The sequence below is a fragment of the Rathayibacter sp. VKM Ac-2929 genome, from assembly GCF_022815495.1.
Classification (GTDB): domain Bacteria; phylum Actinomycetota; class Actinomycetes; order Actinomycetales; family Microbacteriaceae; genus Rathayibacter; species Rathayibacter festucae.
In genome coordinates this window covers 427,911-443,505 of sequence record NZ_JALGRV010000001.1, presented here as the reverse complement: position 1 = coordinate 443,505, position 15,595 = coordinate 427,911, and the positions used below count along the sequence as shown (strand labels likewise).

The following is a 15,595-nucleotide window of genomic DNA, read 5'->3' as shown; positions in this document are numbered from 1 at the left end:
GGCGTGTCGCTTGCACAAGTGGCATCTCGCGGAGGCGGTGGTCAGGGGGCGGCGACGCCGTGGCGCCAGTAGCCGATGAAGGTGATGGCGCGCTTGTCGACGGCGCGGTCGGCGACGAGGTGGCGGCGGGCGCCGGTGGCGAGGGAGGACTCGCCGACGGCGAAGACGGAGGGGCGGCCCGCAGGCAGGGTCGCGTCGCGGAGGACGGCGAGCGCGTGCTCGCCGGGACGGGCGTGCGCGTCGGCGCGCGGCAGCCAGTGCAGAGTGACGGCGTCGGACGCGACGACGGGCTGGCGGTCCGCCTCGGAGGGCAGCTCGAGGAAGACGTGCGCGGCGCGGTCCTCGGGCAGCGAGGCGAGGATGCCCGCGACCGCCGGCAGACCCGTCTCGTCGGCGACGAGCAGGCACCAGTCGGAGCCGTCGGCCCGGCGGTAGCCGAGCCCCTGGTCGAGGATGCCGACCCGGTCGCCGACCGCGGCGGTGAGGGCGAAGGTCACGGCGGGCCCCGACTCCCCCGGCTCGCCGTGCACGACGAAGTCGACGTCGATCTCGGGTCCGCCGTCGGCGCCCTCGGTCCGGTAGCGGCGGACGGTGTAGTTGCGGACCACCGGCCGCTGCGCCTTCGGCATCGCGAGGTACTGCGCGTACCAGAGCGCGCTCGAGCGAGTCGGCAGCCGCAGCGCCTCCTGCCCGGGCCGCGGCAGGAAGAGGCGGAACCACTGGTCGTGGCCGAGCGGGTGCAGCAGCGCGACCCCGGGCCCGCCGAAGGTGACGCGCTGCATCCCCGGCGTCACGCGCGCGGTGCGGACGACCTCGACGGTGACGACCTGCGGATCGGTGGGGCGGGTCGGGGCGGACGAGCGGGCCATGCGGAGCCTCCGTACTGCGGGCGGACGCACCGCCGGGTTTGGTGAGGCTTACCTTACCCAGCCGCTCCTCGCCTATTGGGGAGCGCGCCGACGATGAGCTCCGCGAGATGCCACTTGTGCACGCCTTTCACGGCGTGTCGCGTGCACAAGTGGCATCTCGCGGGAGGGGGGCAGCGGGGACGACGAAGGCCCCGGCTCGACGTGCGAATCGGGGCCTTCTCGATGTAGCGGGAGCGGGACTTGAACCCGCGACACCACGATTATGAGCCGTGTGCTCTAACCACCTGAGCTACCCCGCCGCACGTTTCCGGAGGCTGGCCTGCCGGGAACGGAGCCCCCTGTGGGAATCGGACCCACTACCTCTTCCTTACCAAGGAAGTGCTCTACCAATGAGCTAAGGGGGCGCACCTGCGGGTCTGACTGCCCCTCTCGGGGCGTGCCCGCGATTTGGCACCGTTAGACGATAGCACCTCCACGGGGCCGTGTTGACCGCGGGGTGGAGGGGGTGGTCCGGGTGGGGTGGATCTCGATACGCCCGCTTCGCGGGCTACTCGATCAACATGAAGGCGCGGGCGGAGCAGCCGCGCAGCGGGGTCTCATGCCGGTCGAGCAGCCGCGTAGCGGCGTATCGAGACCCGCCTACGAGCGGCTCGCCGTGTCGAGCGCGGCCAGCTCCTCCACCGTCAGCTCGAGCGTCGCGGAGGCGAGGAGGGCGGGCAGCTGCTCCATGACGCGGGCGCTCGCGATCGGGGCGGCGACGCCGTCCTGCGAGCGCAGCCAGGCGAGGGCGACGGTCGCGACCTCGGCGTCGTGGGCGGCCGCTGCCGCGTCGAGGGCGGCCAGCACGCGGCGCCCGCGGGCGTCGAGGTACTGCGCGGCGCCCGAGGCGCGCGGGCTGTCCGGCGTCGAGCCGTCGCGGTACTTGCCCGTCAGGAAGCCGGACGCGAGTGCGTAGTACGGGACGACGGCGAGCCCGGCCTCGCGGGCGAGCGGCAGGACGTCCGCCTCGATGCCGCGCTCGACGAGGTTGTAGTGCGGCTGCAGGGCGACCGGCGCGTGCAGGCCCTCCTCCTTCGCGAGGCGCAGCCACTCCGCGATGCGGTCGGCGCTGAAGTTCGAGACTCCGATCGCGCGGACGAGGCCCTCGTCGACGAGCTCGGAGAAGACCCGGACGATGTCCTCGAGCGGGACGGCGTCGTCGTCGAAGTGCGCGTAGTAGAGATCGATCCGGTCGGTGCGCAGGCGCTGGAGCGATGCGCGGGCGGCCCGACGGACGTTGTCGGGCGCGAGGCCGAGGAACTCGGGGTGCCGGCTCACCTTGGTCGCGATCACGACGTCGTCGCGCGAGCCCGAGCGGCGCGAGAGCCACTCGCCGATGATCGTCTCGGACTCGCCGCCGTGGTTGCCGGGGACCCAGGCCGAGTAGGAGTCGGCGGTGTCGATGAAGTCGCCGCCCGCGGCGACGTAGCCGTCGAGGACGTCGAAGGAGGTCTGCTTCCCGGCGGTCCAGCCGAAGACGTTGCCGCCGAGGGAGAGCGGGAAGACCTCGATGCCGGAGTCGCCCAGGGGCGTGCGGGTGAGGGAGTCGTGGGACGGAGCTGCGCTGTCGATCGTCATCCCCCGATTCAACTCGCCGCGGGCCGCACTGCCGATCCCCCGCCGCGCATGCGGAGCAAGCACTCAGCCACGGAACGGGGGGCGGGCGTCAGCCGCCGAGCGGGTAGTCGGCGTAGGCGAAGCGCGCCCCGTCCGGCGACCAGCCCGCGACGTTGATCGTGCCCTGGCCGCCGAACAGCGACTGCACCACCCGGCCCGGAGAGGTGTCGCCGGCCGGGCGCCCCTCGAGCGCGAGCAGCCGCAGCTCGACCGGCAGGTTCTCCGGGTGCCCGGCCGTCCCAGCGGGGTAGGCGAGGTACAGCAGGTGCGCGCCGTCCGGCGACTCGTGCGGGAACCAGTCGACCGTGTCCGACTCCACGGTCCGCTCGACCCCGGAGCCGTCGGGCCGCATCCGGAACAGCTGGGCGACGCCGCCCTCGCGCTCGGAGTTGAAGTGCAGCCACTCGCCGTCGGCGGAGAAGTCGACGCCGTCGTCCGGGTGCTCGTCGTCGGTCAGCGCGGTGAGCGGGCCGCCCTCGGCCGGCATCGTGTAGACGTTGGTGACCCAGCGGCCGGTGGCGTCCTCGCCGCCGCCGATCAGCGCGAGCAGCCGGCCGTCGGGCGAGACGCCGTGCAGGTAGTGCTTGAAGCGCGGACCGGGCCCGGCGGAGGTGACCCGCCGGGCGGGCGCCGAGCCGTCCAGGGCCACCGCGTAGAGGTGACCGTCGCGCGCGGAGACGTACGCCGTCCCGCCCTCGGGAGCGAGCATGTGGTCGTTGTTCAGCTCGTCCGGCACCCCGTCGAGCGGGATCGCCTGGAGCCCGGCGGGACCGACCGGCGCGTCCCCGAGCGGCAGCCGGAACAGCCCGCCGTCCCCGTTGACCACCAGGAACGACCCGTCCGGCGACCAGTTCGGTGCCTCCACGAGGAGCGAGTCGGAGGAGAACACCGTGGTGACCTCGCCGCTCGCGACGTCGAGCACGCGGATCCGGCAGGTCTGGGCGGGGAGCAGTGAGCGGGCCATGCGCACCACGGTAAGGGAACGGGGGTCGTCAAGCCCGTCCGCACTCAGGTTCCCGCCGCCTGCCCTCCCTTATCCTTGTCTGGACAACTGTGCTGAGTGGAACCGGGGAGGACTGTGTGATGCTCCTCACCCTCGCGATCACGTTCGCCCTCGCGGTGATCACGCCGTGGATCGTCGACCGCTTCGGTCCGAAGGTCTTCTACGCCCTCGCCCTCGTGCCGGCCGCGACCTTCGTCTCGACCGCCGCCTCGCTGCCGACGATCCTCGCCGGCGGAGAGCTGCGCGAGGAGGTCCCGTGGATCCCCTCCCTCGACATCTCGCTCTCGTTCCGGCTGGACGCGCTCTCGATCGTCCTCGCGCTCGTCGTCAGCGGCGTCGGCGCCCTCGTCCTCGCCTACTGCGGCAGCTACTTCAAGCGCGACGAGCCGTCGCTCGGCCGGTTCGCCGCCCTGCTCTTCGCCTTCGCCGGCGTGATGTACGGGCTGGTCACCGCCGACGACGTGATCATCCTCTTCGTCTTCTGGGAGGCGACGAGCGTCCTCTCCTACCTGCTGATCGGGCACTACAGCGGTCGCAAGGAGAGCCGCGGAGCCGGCCTCCAGGCCCTGCTGGTCACCACCCTCGGCGGCCTGGCGATGCTCGTCGGCGTGATCATCCTGATCGTCGAGTCGGGCACCTCGAGCCTCGCGGGCATCGTCGCCGCGGCCCCCTCCGGCCCGATCGTCTCCGTCGCGCTCGTCCTCGTGCTGCTCGGTGCCTTCTCCAAGTCGGCGCTGGTCCCCTTCCACTTCTGGCTGCCGGCCGCCATGGCCGCGCCCACCCCGGTCAGCGCCTACCTGCACGCCGCCGCGATGGTGAAGGCCGGCATCTACCTGGTCGCCCGCCTCGCGCCGGGCTTCGCCGACGACGCCGTGTGGCTCCCCGTGATCGTCAGCGTCGGCGTCTGGACGATGCTCGTCGGCGGCTGGCGCTCGCTCCGCCAGTACGACCTCAAGCTCGTCCTCGCCTACGGCACCGTCAGCCAGCTCGGCTTCCTCACGGTCGCGGTCGGCTTCGGCTCGCGCGACGCGGCCCTCGCCGGCCTCACCCTGCTGATCGGGCACGCGCTGTTCAAGGCGCTGCTGTTCCTCGCCGTCGGCATCGTCGACCACCGGGCCGGCACCCGCGACCTGCGCAAGCTCAGCGGCCTCGGCCGGCAGGCCCCGGTGCTCGCCGGCGCCGCGCTGCTCGGCGTGCTCTCGATGGCGGGCATCCCGCCGCTGCTCGGCTTCGTCGCGAAGGAGGCGGTCTTCACCAGTCTGCTGTCCGCGATCGAGCAGGGCTCGTTCTGGGCCTGGGTCGCACTGATCGGCCTCGTCCTCGGCTCGATCCTCACCGTCGCCTACTCGGCCCGCTTCTTCTGGGGCGCGTTCGCCCGCAAGAAGGGCCTCGAGGACACCCACCTCCACGCGGAGCCGTGGACCTTCACCGCGCCCACCGTCGTCCTGGCGGTCGTGAGCCTCGTCGGCGGCATCGGCGCCTCGCTGCTCGACCCGCTCGTCGCGGTCTACGCCGACACGCTCCCCTACGGCGCCCCCGACGCCGACCCGCAGCTCGCCGCGGCGGCTGAGGAGTCCGACCACGGCGGCTACCACCTCGCGCTCTGGCACGGTTTCGAGCCCGCCCTCGCGCTCAGCGCGATCGTCATCGCGATCGGCCTGCTGCTCTTCGCCAAGCGGATCGCGGTCGCGCGGATCCAGTCCAGGGTCCCGAACACCATCGACTCCGCCGAGGGCTACTGGGCCACCGTCCGCTGGCTCGACCGCGTCGCGAGCACCGTCACCGAGTTCGTCCAGCGCGGCTCGCTCCCCCGCTACCTCACGGTGATCTTCGCGGTCTTCGTGCTGGGAGTCGGCGGCGCCGCCGCGCTCAACCGCACCTGGCCCGGCGACCTCGTCTTCTGGGACTCGCCCGGCCAGCTCGCCGTCGCGGCCGTGATGATCCTCGCCGCGATCCTCTGCGCCGTCGCGCGCAACCGCGTCGCCGCCGTGCTGCTCGCCGGCGCGACCGGCTACGGGATGGTCGCCCTCTTCGCCATCCAGGGCGCCCCGGACCTCGCGCTCACCCAGGCGCTGATCGAGACGATCACCCTGGTCGTCTTCGTCCTCGTGCTGCGCCGCCTCCCCACCCGGATCGCGCAGAAGCACCAGCCGATGCGCAAGCGCCTGCGCGCCGTCATCGGCATCGCGGTCGGCGCCGTGATGGCCCTCGCGGCGACGATCGCCCTCGGCGCCCGCACCGCGACCCCGATCTCCGTCGACCTCCCCCGCCTGGCCTACGAGGAGGGCAAGGGGCGCAACATCGTCAACGTCCTCCTCGTCGACATCCGCGCCTGGGACACCATGGGCGAGATCTCCGTGCTGGTCGTCGTGGCGACCGGTGTCGCGAGCCTGATCTTCCTCTCCAGCCGGGCCGGCGGCGCTCCGCGCCTCGAGCACCAGAGCGCGGCCGACCGCGAGGAGCGCGCGACCGACCTCACCGCCCCCTCGGCCGACGCGGAGAAGACCGGCGACCGCGGCTCCTGGCTGGTCGCCGGCCGCACGCTCCGCCCCGAGAACCGCTCCATCGTCCTCGAGGTGCTGGTGCGCCTGCTCTTCCACCCCGCGATGATCGTCTCCGTCTACCTGCTCTTCACCGGTCACAACACCCCGGGCGGAGGCTTCGCGGGCGGCCTGCTCGCCGGTCTCGCCCTCGTCGCGCGCTACCTGGCCGGCGGCCGGTTCGAGCTCGGCGAGGCCGCGCCGATCGACGCGGGCAAGGTCCTCGGCCTCGGGCTGCTCTTCGCGGTCGGCACGGCCGTCTCCTCGCTCGCCTTCGGCCTCGAGGTGCTCGAGTCCAGCTGGCTCGACCTCTACCTGCCGGTGCTCGGCGAGCTGCACCTCGGCACCTCCACCCTCTTCGACATCGGCGTGTACCTGATCGTGATCGGCCTGACCCTCGACATCCTCCGCAGCCTCGGCGGCGAGGTCGACCGCCACGGCGAGGAGGCCGAGCAGGGCGACCCCTCCGGCGACGGCGTCACCCACTCGACCGACAGCACCCCCGGCCCCGGCGCCGGCACCGTCGACGGCCTCGAGACGAAGCTGCCGACCGGCTCCACCGTCGTCGGCGGACCGGGCAGGGGGGACGACGCATGAGCATCACCCTCGTCCTCGTCGTCGTGATGGCGGTGCTGTACGCCGCGGGCGTCTACCAGATGCTCGAGCGCAGCCTCACCCGGATCCTGATCGGCTTCCTCCTGGTCGGCAACGCGACGAACATCCTGATCCTGCTGATGGCGGGCCGCTCCGGCGTCGCGCCGTTCGTCACCGACGACGGCCGCTCCTACGAGCAGATCGCCGAGGAGATGGCCGACCCGCTGCCGCAGGCGCTGATCCTGACGGCGATCGTGATCACCTTCGGGGTGTCCGCCTTCCTCCTCGCGATGATCTACCGGCGCTGGCGCCTCGCCAACGCCGACCAGGTCGAGGACGACGAGACCGACGCCTCCGTCCGCGCGGACGCGGCGGGCATCTCGGCGCAGACCACCGCGGACGACCGGGCCCTGGACGTCCTGCTCGAATCGAGCGACGAGGGCACCGCTGCGAAGCACGGCGAGAGCGCCATGACCGACGACAGGAAGGAGGACCGATGAACGTGCTGATCCCCCTCGTCGTGACCCTCCCCCTGCTGGGAGCCGCCGTCGCCCTCGTGCTCGGCCGGCACCGCCGCGCGCAGATCACGGTCAACATCGTCACGCTGTCCGCTGTCCTGGTGATCTCCTCCGTGCTGCTCGTCCTGGTCCTCACCGGCCAGGAGGGCGGCAGCGCGGTCTACGTCGGCGGCTGGGAGCCGCCGTGGGGCATCGTGCTGGTCGTCGATCCGCTCGCCGCCCTGATGCTGGTGATCACCTCGGTCACGCTGCTCGGCGTCCTGCTGTTCTCGGTCGGCCAGGGCCTGGTCGACGGCAACCGCGAGACGCCGGTCACGATCTTCCACCCGACCTACCTGATCCTCTCGGCCGGCATCCTCAACGCCTTCGTCGCGGGCGACCTCTTCAACCTCTACGTCGGCTTCGAGATCCTGCTCGCGGCGAGCTACGTGCTGATCACCCTCGGCGGCACGGCGCCGCGGATCCGGGCGGGCACGACCTACGTGGTCGTCAGCCTGGTCTCGAGCGTGTTCTTCCTCTCCGCGATCGGCCTGCTCTACGGCGCCACCGGCACCGTCAACATGGCGCAGCTGTCGATCCGCATCGCGGAGCTGCCCGCCGACGTCCAGCTCGTGCTGCACGTGGTGCTGCTGCTCGGCTTCGGGATCAAGGCCGCGGTCTTCCCGCTGTCGTTCTGGTTGCCGGACTCCTACCCCACCGCTCCGGCGCCGGTCACGGCCGTCTTCGCCGGCCTGCTCACCAAGGTCGGCGTCTACGCGTTGATCCGCACCGAGACGCTGCTCTTCCCGGGCGGCAGGCTCACGGAAGTGCTGATGGTGGTCGCGCTGCTGACGCTGGTGGTCGGCATCCTCGGCGCCGTCGCGCAGGCGGACATCAAGCGGATGCTCTCCTTCACCCTGGTGTCGCACATCGGCTACATGGTCTTCGGCATCGCGATCGGCACGGAGGCGGGCTACGCCGCGACGATCTTCTACGTGATCCACCACATCACCGTGCAGACCACGCTGTTCCTCGCGACCGGGCTGATCGAGCGCGTCGGCGGCACCACCTCGATCCTCCGCCTCGGCGGTCTGCTGAAGGCCTCGCCGCTGCTCGCGCTGCTCTACTTCATCCCCGCGATGAACCTCGGCGGCATCCCGCCCTTCACCGGCTTTCTCGGCAAGGTCGGCCTCTTCGTCGCCGGCACCGAGTCCGCCGCGGAGCAGCCGTCCTGGCTGATCTGGGCGGTCATCGCCGCGGGCGCGGTCACCTCGCTGCTCACCCTCTACGCGGTCGCCCGCGTCTGGAACATGGCGTTCTGGCGCCGCCAGGAGGAGGTGCCCGGCTACGAGTCGCCGCTGATCGACCAGCTGCAGGAGGACCCGCACGACACCGGCACCGTCCGCACCCGGCACTCCCCGCCGATGATGGTCCTCGCGACCGCCGGCATGGTCGTCTTCGGCGTGGGCCTCACGATCGCCGCCGGCCCGCTCTACGACGCCAGCGAGCAGGCCGCCGCCGCGGTCGCCGACCCGTCCACCTACATCGCCACGGTCTACCGCGACTCGTCCTTCGGAGAGGAGGGCCCCCGATGAGCCCCCGCCGCCGCGTCGACTTCTGGAACCGGTTCGCGATGTTCGTGACGCTCGTCGGCATCTGGGTGCTGCTCTGGGACGACGTCTCGGTGCTCTCGATCGTCTCGGGCTTCCTGGTCGCGCTGATCATCACCCGCGTCTTCTACCTGCCGCCGGTGGAGTTCTCCAACCGGGTGAACCTCTGGCACCTGCTGGTCTTCCTGCTGCGCCTCGCGCTGGACATCGCGGTCGCATCCGTCCGCGTCTCGTACCAGATCCTCACCCTGCCGGTCCCGGTGCACAACGCGATCGTGGCCGTGCACCTGCGCAGCCGCTCCGAGGGGATGCTGGTCTGGACGACCGAGGCCGTCTCGCTCGTCCCCGGCTCGCTCGTGATCGACGTCGACCCCCAGTTGAACGTCCTCTACCTGCACGTGCTCGGGGTCACCCACGACGAGGGCCATCGGATCGACGAGGTCCGCCGCACGGTCCTGCGCACCGAGGCGCGCATCGTCCGCGCGATCGGCTCGCGCGAGGACGTCGCCCGGGTCAGCGAGCCGCTGGGCGAGAACGCGGGGGTGCTCCGATGATCGAGTGGCTCGTCTGGATCCTGGTGCCGATCTTCGGAGCGGCCGCCCTGCTCTCGCTCGTGCGCATCCTGATCGGCCCGTCGGTCCTGGACCGCGTGGTCGCCGCCGATGTGCTGGTGGCGACGATCCTCTGCGGCCTCGGCGCCGAGATGGCGATCAACCACCACGCGACGACGCTCCCGGTCGCGCTCGGACTCGCGCTGTTCGCGGTGTTCGGCTCGATCAGCGTCGCCAAGTTCATGGCCAACCGCGAGGAGGACTGACATGGACGTGCTCCTCGACGTCGTCACCGCCGTGCTCGTCACCGTCGGCGCCCTGCTCTCGCTGGTCGCCGCGATCGGCCTGCTCCGCTTCGGCGACCTGCTCTCCCGGATGCACGCGGGCACCAAGCCCCAGGTGCTCGGCATCATCTGCGTGATGCTCGCCGTCGCGATCCGGAACCCCGGCTTCGCCGCCGCGGGCACCGTCGTCCTGGTGATCGGCTTCCAGCTGCTGACCGTGCCGATCTCGGCGCACATGGTCGGCCGCGCCGCCTACCGGGCCGAGGCCGTCTCCACCGGGTTCCTCGTCTCGGACGAGCTCGCCGACGCCGTGCAGCGCGCGGACGACGCCTCGCGGGCGACCGGTCCGGAGACGGCGCACGCGTCCGAGGAGGCCGCCGAGCGCTCGAGCGCCCCGCAGCCCGAGGACGAGGACGGCCCGGCCGCGACCGCCTAGCCGCCGGTCATCGTCCGCAGCGCGTAGCCGCCGACGGCGAGCGTCACCGCGAACAGCCCGCCGATCAGCAGCACGAGCAGCGGCACCACCCAGAGCAGGGCCCTCCGGCGTCGGGCGCGGGCGGCTTCCGGGGTCTCTTCGCTCACCCATCGACCCTAGGCCAGGCGGCGCCTGCGCCGGGCCGGGCGCTTCCGGGGCGCCCGCTACCCTTGATGCCATGACCCTGGACTCCGCTCTCTCCGGCGCGCCCGAGAACTCCCCTGCTCCCGGGAGCTCCCCCGTCTCGTTCCCGGAGGCGGCCGGCCGGCCCGGTGCGGAGTGGTGGCGCACCGCGGTCATCTACCAGATCTACCCGCGCTCGTTCGCGGACGCCGACGGCGACGGCATCGGCGACCTCCCCGGCATCACCTCGCGCCTGGACAGCCTGGCCGAGCTCGGCATCGACGCGATCTGGCTCTCGCCGTTCATGACCTCGCCGCAGAAGGACGCCGGCTACGACGTCGCCGACTACTGCGACGTCGACCCGCTCTTCGGCACGCTGGCCGACTTCGACGCGATGCTCGCCCGCGCCCACGCGCTCGGGATCCGGGTGATCGTCGACCTCGTCCCCAACCACTCCTCGAGCGCGCACCGCTGGTTCCAGGCCGCCCTGGCCGCTCCCGCCGGCAGCGACGAGCGCGGGCGCTACCTCTTCCGCGACGGCCGCGGCCCCTCCGGCGAGCTGCCGCCGAACAACTGGGAGTCGGTCTTCGGCGGACCCGCCTGGACCCGGGTCACCGAGCCCGACGGCACCCCCGGCCAGTGGTACCTGCACCTCTTCGACACCTCGCAGCCCGACTTCGACTGGACGGACGAGTGGGTGCGCGAGCGCTTCCGCGAGGTCCTGCGCTTCTGGCTGGACCGCGGCGTCGACGGCTTCCGCGTCGACGTGGCGCACGGGATGATCAAGGCCGAGGGCCTGCCCGACTACACCCCGCCCGCCGACAGCGGCTCGATGGGAGGCGTGGCGCCGGGCGACGACGCCGAGCCCGTCACCGCTCCCTACTGGGCGCAGGACGGCGTGCACGAGATCTACCGCGACTGGCACGCGCTGCTCGCCGAGTACCCGGCCGACCGCGTGCTCTGCGCGGAGGCGTGGGTGCAGCCGCTCTCGAAGCTCGCCCGCTGGGTGCGTCCCGACGAGATGCACCAGGCCTTCAACTTCGCCTACCTCGAGACGCCGTGGAGCGGACCCGCGCTGCGCGACATCATCGACTCCTCGCTGAGCTCGTTCGCCGCGGTCGGCGCACCCTCGACCTGGGTCCTCTCGAACCACGACGTCGTGCGCCACGCCAGCCGCCTCGCCCTCACCTCCGACAACCCGCAGGGCTACGGCATCGGCCCGCGCACCCCGGGCCTGCCCGACCCGGTGCTCGGCCTCCGCCGCGCGCGGGCCGCGACCGCGCTGATGCTGGCGCTGCCCGGCTCCGCCTACGTCTACCAGGGTGAGGAGCTCGGCCTGCCCGAGGCGATCGACCTGCCCGACGCTGCACGTCAGGACCCGACCTGGTTCCGCACGAACGGCGAGCGCTACGGCCGCGACGGCTGCCGCGTGCCCCTGCCCTGGGAGGCCGACGCGCCCGCCTACGGCTTCAACGACTCCGGCGACTCCTGGCTCCCCCAGCCCGGCGACTGGGCGCCGTTCGCGCGCGACCGCCAGACCGGCGTCGAGGGGTCGACCCTCGAGCTCTACCGGGAGCTCCTCGCGGTGCGCCGCGCGGAGGACCTCGGCTCGGGCACGATCGAGTGGCTCGAGGGCTACCCGGAGGACGTCGTGGCGTTCCGCAACGGCGGCGTCACCGTGATCGCGAACACCGGCTCGTCGCTGGTGGAGCTGCCGGTCGGCACGGTCGTGCTCTCCTCCGAGGAGCTGCACGAGCCGGCGCTGCCGGGTGACACGACGGTCTGGCTACGCCAAGACTGACGTCCCAGAGTTCGATCTGCAGGTGATCCGCCGCCGCGGGCTGCGCTGCCGCGGCGGAACGGGCGCTGCGACGCGGATCGCCTGCAGATCGAACGGGAGCGGGCGGGCCCGCGGCGGCTCAGCGCCCGGCGTTCGCCTTGAGCCAGAGGTAGGAGTCGACCTTGGTCACGCCGTCGAGGCGGATCTCGAAGTGCAGGTGCGGCCCGGTCGACATGCCGGTCGTGCCGACGAGGCCGAGCAGCTGGCCGACCTTGACCGGGTCGCCCTCGTTGACCGCCGCGCTGCCGTGCTGCATGTGCGCGTAGACGCTCGAGACGAGCTGGCCGTCGATCTCGTGGTCGACGATGACGTGCACGCCGAGCGAGCCTTCGCCGTCGATCACGGTGCGGACCACGCCGTCGGCGATCGCCTGGATCGGCGAGCCGTTGCCCGGGTTGAAGTCGGTGCCGCCGTGATTGACCGAGCAGCCCGCGCAGTTGCGGTAGCCGAAGCGGTCGCCCACCGGCACGCCGACCGCGAAGGGCCACTGGATCGAGGCGTTGGGGTCGTTGGTGAAGCCGGCGTCGGAGGTGCGGCCGATGGCGGCGACGTCCGTCTGCGTCTTGCGCTCCTGCACGCCGAAGCCGTCGCGGGCGACGGTCTCGGCGCTGACCTCGCCGGTGGTGAACGACTGCGCTCCGCGGTCGACGGTGCCGCCGGGCGCGACGACGAGGTTCTGCGCCTGCACCTCCTCGGCCGTGAGGAGCGACGTGGCCGGCAGCGAGGTCGCCGCGACCATCGCGGCGACGAACGAGAGCGCGACGAGACCGCCGATCCGGCGGCTGGAGCGCACGGGCCGGAGCGGTGCGACGCGAGGTGCGGAGACGGGCGCCGGTGGCGCGGAGCGGACGGAGGCGACCCGCAGCTCGGCGTCGCGGAGCTCGGCCGGGGCGACCGGCACTCCCTCGTCCTGCGCGTCGGCGGCCAGTGCCTGGGCGCGCTCGCGCTCGCGCAGCTCGCGACGGGTGAGGGGTGGGACGGATTCGCCGGGGGTCGATGCGGAGGCAGCGGGCAAGGGCGAATCGGGGCTCACGAAATCCGGATCTTCCGTCGGGGGCAGGGGACGAGCGGCGCTCCGCCAGGGAGTCGAAGCGCTTCTCGGGGGTCCGCGACCGCATCCTGTGCGAATGTCACGAATTCATAAAGGATAACCACGGACTCCCGATCCGGCCAGAGCGGGTCGCGCAGAGGCCGGATCCTCGTCGCCGGATCCGCGCTCGGCGCTCGGATCCTGCGCGATCATGCGCGCGCATGCACCGACTCCGCGCGGAACCGGTCCCCGATCAGACCTCGTCGGCGCGCAGCCGCCGCAGCAGAGCCTCGAGCTCGCTGAAGACCGGCTCCGGGGCCGCGATCAGCAGCCCGTTGCCCGCCGGGCGGCCGTCGAAGCCGGCGACGATCGCTCCGGCCTCCTCCGCCACGAGGGCGCCCGCCGCGAGGTCCCACGGGTTCAGACCGCGCTCGTAGTACGCGTTCAGCGACCCGGAGGCGACCGCGCAGAGGTCGAGCGCTGCCGAGCCGATGCGGCGGATGTCGCGCACCGAGCCGAGCAGCTCCTGCACGACCGCGCCCTGGCGCATCCGGCGCCCGGCGTCGTAGCCGAAGCCCGTGCCGACCAGCGCCAGCGAGAGCGAGGCGGGCGGAGTGACGTGCAGCGCGACCCCGTCGCGCTCGGCCCCGCCGCCCCGGCTCGCGGTGTAGACCTCGCCGGTCGCGCCGTTCACGACCGCCCCGGCGAGCGCCATCCAGGTCTCCGGCTCCGGCTCGCCCTCGACCACGGCGATGCTGACCGCGTAGGAGGGGATGCCGTAGAGGTAGTTGACCGTGCCGTCGATCGGATCGACGACCCAGGTGAGTCCGCTCGTCCCGCCGCCCGCGCCGGACTCCTCGCCGAGGAAGCCGTCGTCCGGCCGCGCCTCGGCGAGCCGACGGCGGATCAGCTGCTCGACCTCGCGGTCGGCGGCCGTGACCACGTCCTCCGGCGACGACTTCGAGGCGGCGATCTCGACCCCGTCCTGGCGGCGCTGCCGGGCGAGGTGCGCCGCCTCGACGGCGATCGAGCGGGCGATGGCGAGGAGGGAGGCGTGGGCGCTCATGCGTCCAGCCTAGGGACCGGCCGGTCCGGCGGGGACGGACGCAGGCGGGGCAGACGGCGACCGGGCCCGCGGAGGATCATGGGGGCATGAGCGCCGCCGTGACCCCTCAGCCCCCGATCGCCGTGACCGGAGCCACCGGGGCGGTGGGCGGCCGCGTCGCGCGCCTGCTCGCCGACGCCGGCCTCCCCCTCCGCCTCCTCGCCCGCGACCCCTCGCGTGCGCCCGAGCTGCCGGGGGCGACGGCCGTCCGCTCGTCCTTCACCGATCCGGGCGATGCGCTCGACGGCGTCCGGCTCCTGCTGATGGTGTCCGCGGCCGAGAACGAGGACCGGCTCGCCGAGCACCTCTCGATGGTCGCGGCCGCCGCCGCCGCGGGCGTCGAGCACGTCGTCTACACGTCCTTCGCCGGCGCCTCCCCCACCGCCACCTTCACGCTCGCGCGCGACCACGCCGCGACGGAGGAGGCGATCCGCGCCTCCGGGATGTCGTGGACCTTCCTCCGCGACAACCTCTATCTGGACTTCGTGCCCGCGATGCTCGGCGACGACGGCGCGATCCGCGGCCCGGCCGGCACCGGCCGCGCGGCGATCGTCGCCCGCGAGGACGTCGCCCGCGCCGCCGCCGCGATCCTGCGCGCCCCCGAGGAGCACCGCGGCGCGACCTACGAGCTGACCGGCCCCGAGGCCCTCACCTTCGACGAGATCGCGGCCGTCCTCACCGCCGCCGGCCACCCCGCGGTCTTCGTCGACGAGACCCTCGAGGAGGCGCGCGCCTCCCGCCGCCGCTGGAACGCCCCCGACTGGCAGCTCGACGCCTGGATCAGCACCTACACCGCCGTCGCCGCCGGCGAGATGCAGCACGTCTCCGGCGACGTCGAGCGCCTGACGGGCCGCGCCCCGCTCTCCCTCGAGCAGTTCCTCGCGGCGACTCGATCGGCAGCCGGGCAGGGCGCTGCATCGGTCGAGCAGTGATCGGCCGCGCGGCGGACGGTCCTCCCCCTGCTGGTCGAGCAGCGCCACAGGCGCGTATCGAGACCCGCCGTCATGAGCAGGGCGGGTCTGCAGACTCATCCTGCTGACGTGGGTGGATCTCGATACGCCCGCTGCGCGGGCTACTCGATCAGCATGAGCGCACGGCGCCGCGGCGGACGAGCAGCAGTCGACCGCGCGGCGGACGGCCCTCCTCGTGCTGGTCGAGCAGCGCCGCAGGCGCGTATCGAGACCCACGCGCGCGAAGGACCGGGAGACGGAGGAAGCCCCGCTCGCCGCCTCGGGAGGCTGGTGCGGGGCTTCGATCGTGCAGTCGTTCGGTCTCGATGCTGTGGCGAGTGAGGGATTCGAACCCCCGAAGGCTACGCCGTCTGATTTACAGTCAGATCCCTTTGGCCGCTAGGGTAACTCGCCGTCGCGCACCCGACCGGGAGTCAAGCTCTCGACCGAAGGCGCTGGACAAGGATA

Annotated in this window: 14 protein-coding genes and 3 tRNA genes; 8 read left to right on the top strand and 9 right to left on the bottom strand. The window is 72.7% G+C overall.

Features of this window, described 5'->3' with window-relative positions:
* Nucleotides 1–41: 41 nt before the first annotated feature.
* The 5 genes from MT355_RS01985 to MT355_RS01965 form a co-directional block, all read right to left on the bottom strand.
* Complete coding sequence (locus MT355_RS01985) at nucleotides 42–869, bottom strand: siderophore-interacting protein (RefSeq protein ID WP_243598334.1); 828 nt, start codon at nucleotides 867–869, stop codon at nucleotides 42–44.
* Nucleotides 870–1,094: 225 nt separating this feature from the next.
* Nucleotides 1,095–1,168: transfer RNA gene (locus MT355_RS01980), tRNA-Met, on the bottom strand.
* Nucleotides 1,169–1,201: 33 nt separating this feature from the next.
* Nucleotides 1,202–1,273: transfer RNA gene (locus tag MT355_RS01975), tRNA-Thr, on the bottom strand.
* A gap of 235 nt (nucleotides 1,274–1,508) precedes the next feature.
* Nucleotides 1,509–2,486, bottom strand: a complete 978-nt coding sequence (locus tag MT355_RS01970) for an aldo/keto reductase (RefSeq protein ID WP_243598333.1) — start codon at nucleotides 2,484–2,486, stop codon at nucleotides 1,509–1,511.
* A gap of 88 nt (nucleotides 2,487–2,574) precedes the next feature.
* Nucleotides 2,575–3,489 carry a biopolymer transporter Tol gene (locus MT355_RS01965; protein WP_243598332.1) on the bottom strand — a complete coding sequence of 305 codons (915 nt, stop codon included), beginning with the start codon at nucleotides 3,487–3,489 and terminating at the stop codon, nucleotides 2,575–2,577.
* 119 nt (nucleotides 3,490–3,608) lie between these two features.
* On the opposite strand from MT355_RS01965, the gene MT355_RS01960 reads away from it, so the two are divergent.
* From MT355_RS01960 to mnhG, 6 genes are read left to right on the top strand one after another with little or no spacing between them, the layout of a single operon-like run.
* The gene (locus tag MT355_RS01960) at nucleotides 3,609–6,665 is read left to right on the top strand and encodes a Na+/H+ antiporter subunit A (RefSeq protein WP_243598331.1); all 3,057 of its coding nucleotides are present in this window, start codon (nucleotides 3,609–3,611) and stop codon (nucleotides 6,663–6,665) included.
* Nucleotides 6,662–7,162 carry a Na(+)/H(+) antiporter subunit C gene (locus MT355_RS01955; RefSeq protein ID WP_243598330.1) on the top strand — a complete coding sequence of 167 codons (501 nt, stop codon included), beginning with the start codon at nucleotides 6,662–6,664 and terminating at the stop codon, nucleotides 7,160–7,162. Before MT355_RS01960 ends, MT355_RS01955 begins: the two co-directional genes overlap by 4 nt.
* A complete protein-coding gene (locus MT355_RS01950) occupies nucleotides 7,159–8,754 on the top strand; it encodes a Na+/H+ antiporter subunit D (protein WP_243587622.1) in 1,596 nt (531 codons plus the stop codon). The genes MT355_RS01955 and MT355_RS01950 overlap by 4 nt, the downstream gene beginning before the upstream one ends.
* Complete coding sequence (locus tag MT355_RS01945) at nucleotides 8,751–9,323, top strand: Na+/H+ antiporter subunit E (RefSeq protein ID WP_243598329.1); 573 nt, start codon at nucleotides 8,751–8,753, stop codon at nucleotides 9,321–9,323. The genes MT355_RS01950 and MT355_RS01945 overlap by 4 nt, the downstream gene beginning before the upstream one ends.
* Nucleotides 9,320–9,586 (top strand): monovalent cation/H+ antiporter complex subunit F, encoded by a 267-nt coding sequence (locus MT355_RS01940; protein ID WP_123447850.1) that lies wholly within the window; start codon nucleotides 9,320–9,322, stop codon nucleotides 9,584–9,586. Before MT355_RS01945 ends, MT355_RS01940 begins: the two co-directional genes overlap by 4 nt.
* Nucleotide 9,587: 1 nt before the next feature.
* Nucleotides 9,588–10,040, top strand: coding sequence for a monovalent cation/H(+) antiporter subunit G (gene mnhG, locus MT355_RS01935; RefSeq protein ID WP_243598328.1), 453 nt, complete (start codon nucleotides 9,588–9,590; stop codon nucleotides 10,038–10,040).
* Here mnhG and MT355_RS01930 read toward each other — a convergent pair.
* Complete coding sequence (locus MT355_RS01930; protein WP_159422145.1) at nucleotides 10,037–10,186, bottom strand: hypothetical protein; 150 nt, start codon at nucleotides 10,184–10,186, stop codon at nucleotides 10,037–10,039. The two genes, mnhG and MT355_RS01930, sit on opposite strands and share 4 nt — an antisense overlap.
* 71 nt (nucleotides 10,187–10,257) lie before the next feature.
* Between MT355_RS01930 and MT355_RS01925 the strand changes: the two genes are divergently transcribed.
* Nucleotides 10,258–12,003, top strand: a complete 1,746-nt coding sequence (locus MT355_RS01925; RefSeq protein WP_243598327.1) for an alpha-amylase family glycosyl hydrolase — start codon at nucleotides 10,258–10,260, stop codon at nucleotides 12,001–12,003.
* Between the two features lie 118 nt (nucleotides 12,004–12,121).
* On the opposite strand, the gene MT355_RS01920 is transcribed toward MT355_RS01925, so the two are convergent.
* Nucleotides 12,122–13,057 (bottom strand): M23 family metallopeptidase, encoded by a 936-nt coding sequence (locus MT355_RS01920; protein ID WP_279391991.1) that lies wholly within the window; start codon nucleotides 13,055–13,057, stop codon nucleotides 12,122–12,124.
* 268 nt (nucleotides 13,058–13,325) lie between these two features.
* Nucleotides 13,326–14,138 carry an inositol monophosphatase family protein gene (locus MT355_RS01915; RefSeq protein ID WP_243598326.1) on the bottom strand — a complete coding sequence of 271 codons (813 nt, stop codon included), beginning with the start codon at nucleotides 14,136–14,138 and terminating at the stop codon, nucleotides 13,326–13,328.
* A gap of 86 nt (nucleotides 14,139–14,224) precedes the next feature.
* Here MT355_RS01915 and MT355_RS01910 point away from each other — a divergent pair, with 86 nt between their 5' ends.
* A complete protein-coding gene (locus MT355_RS01910; protein WP_123737417.1) occupies nucleotides 14,225–15,109 on the top strand; it encodes an SDR family oxidoreductase in 885 nt (294 codons plus the stop codon).
* 350 nt (nucleotides 15,110–15,459) lie between these two features.
* Here MT355_RS01910 and MT355_RS01905 read toward each other — a convergent pair.
* Nucleotides 15,460–15,541, bottom strand: a tRNA-Tyr gene (locus tag MT355_RS01905).
* Nucleotides 15,542–15,595: the final 54 nt, after the last annotated feature.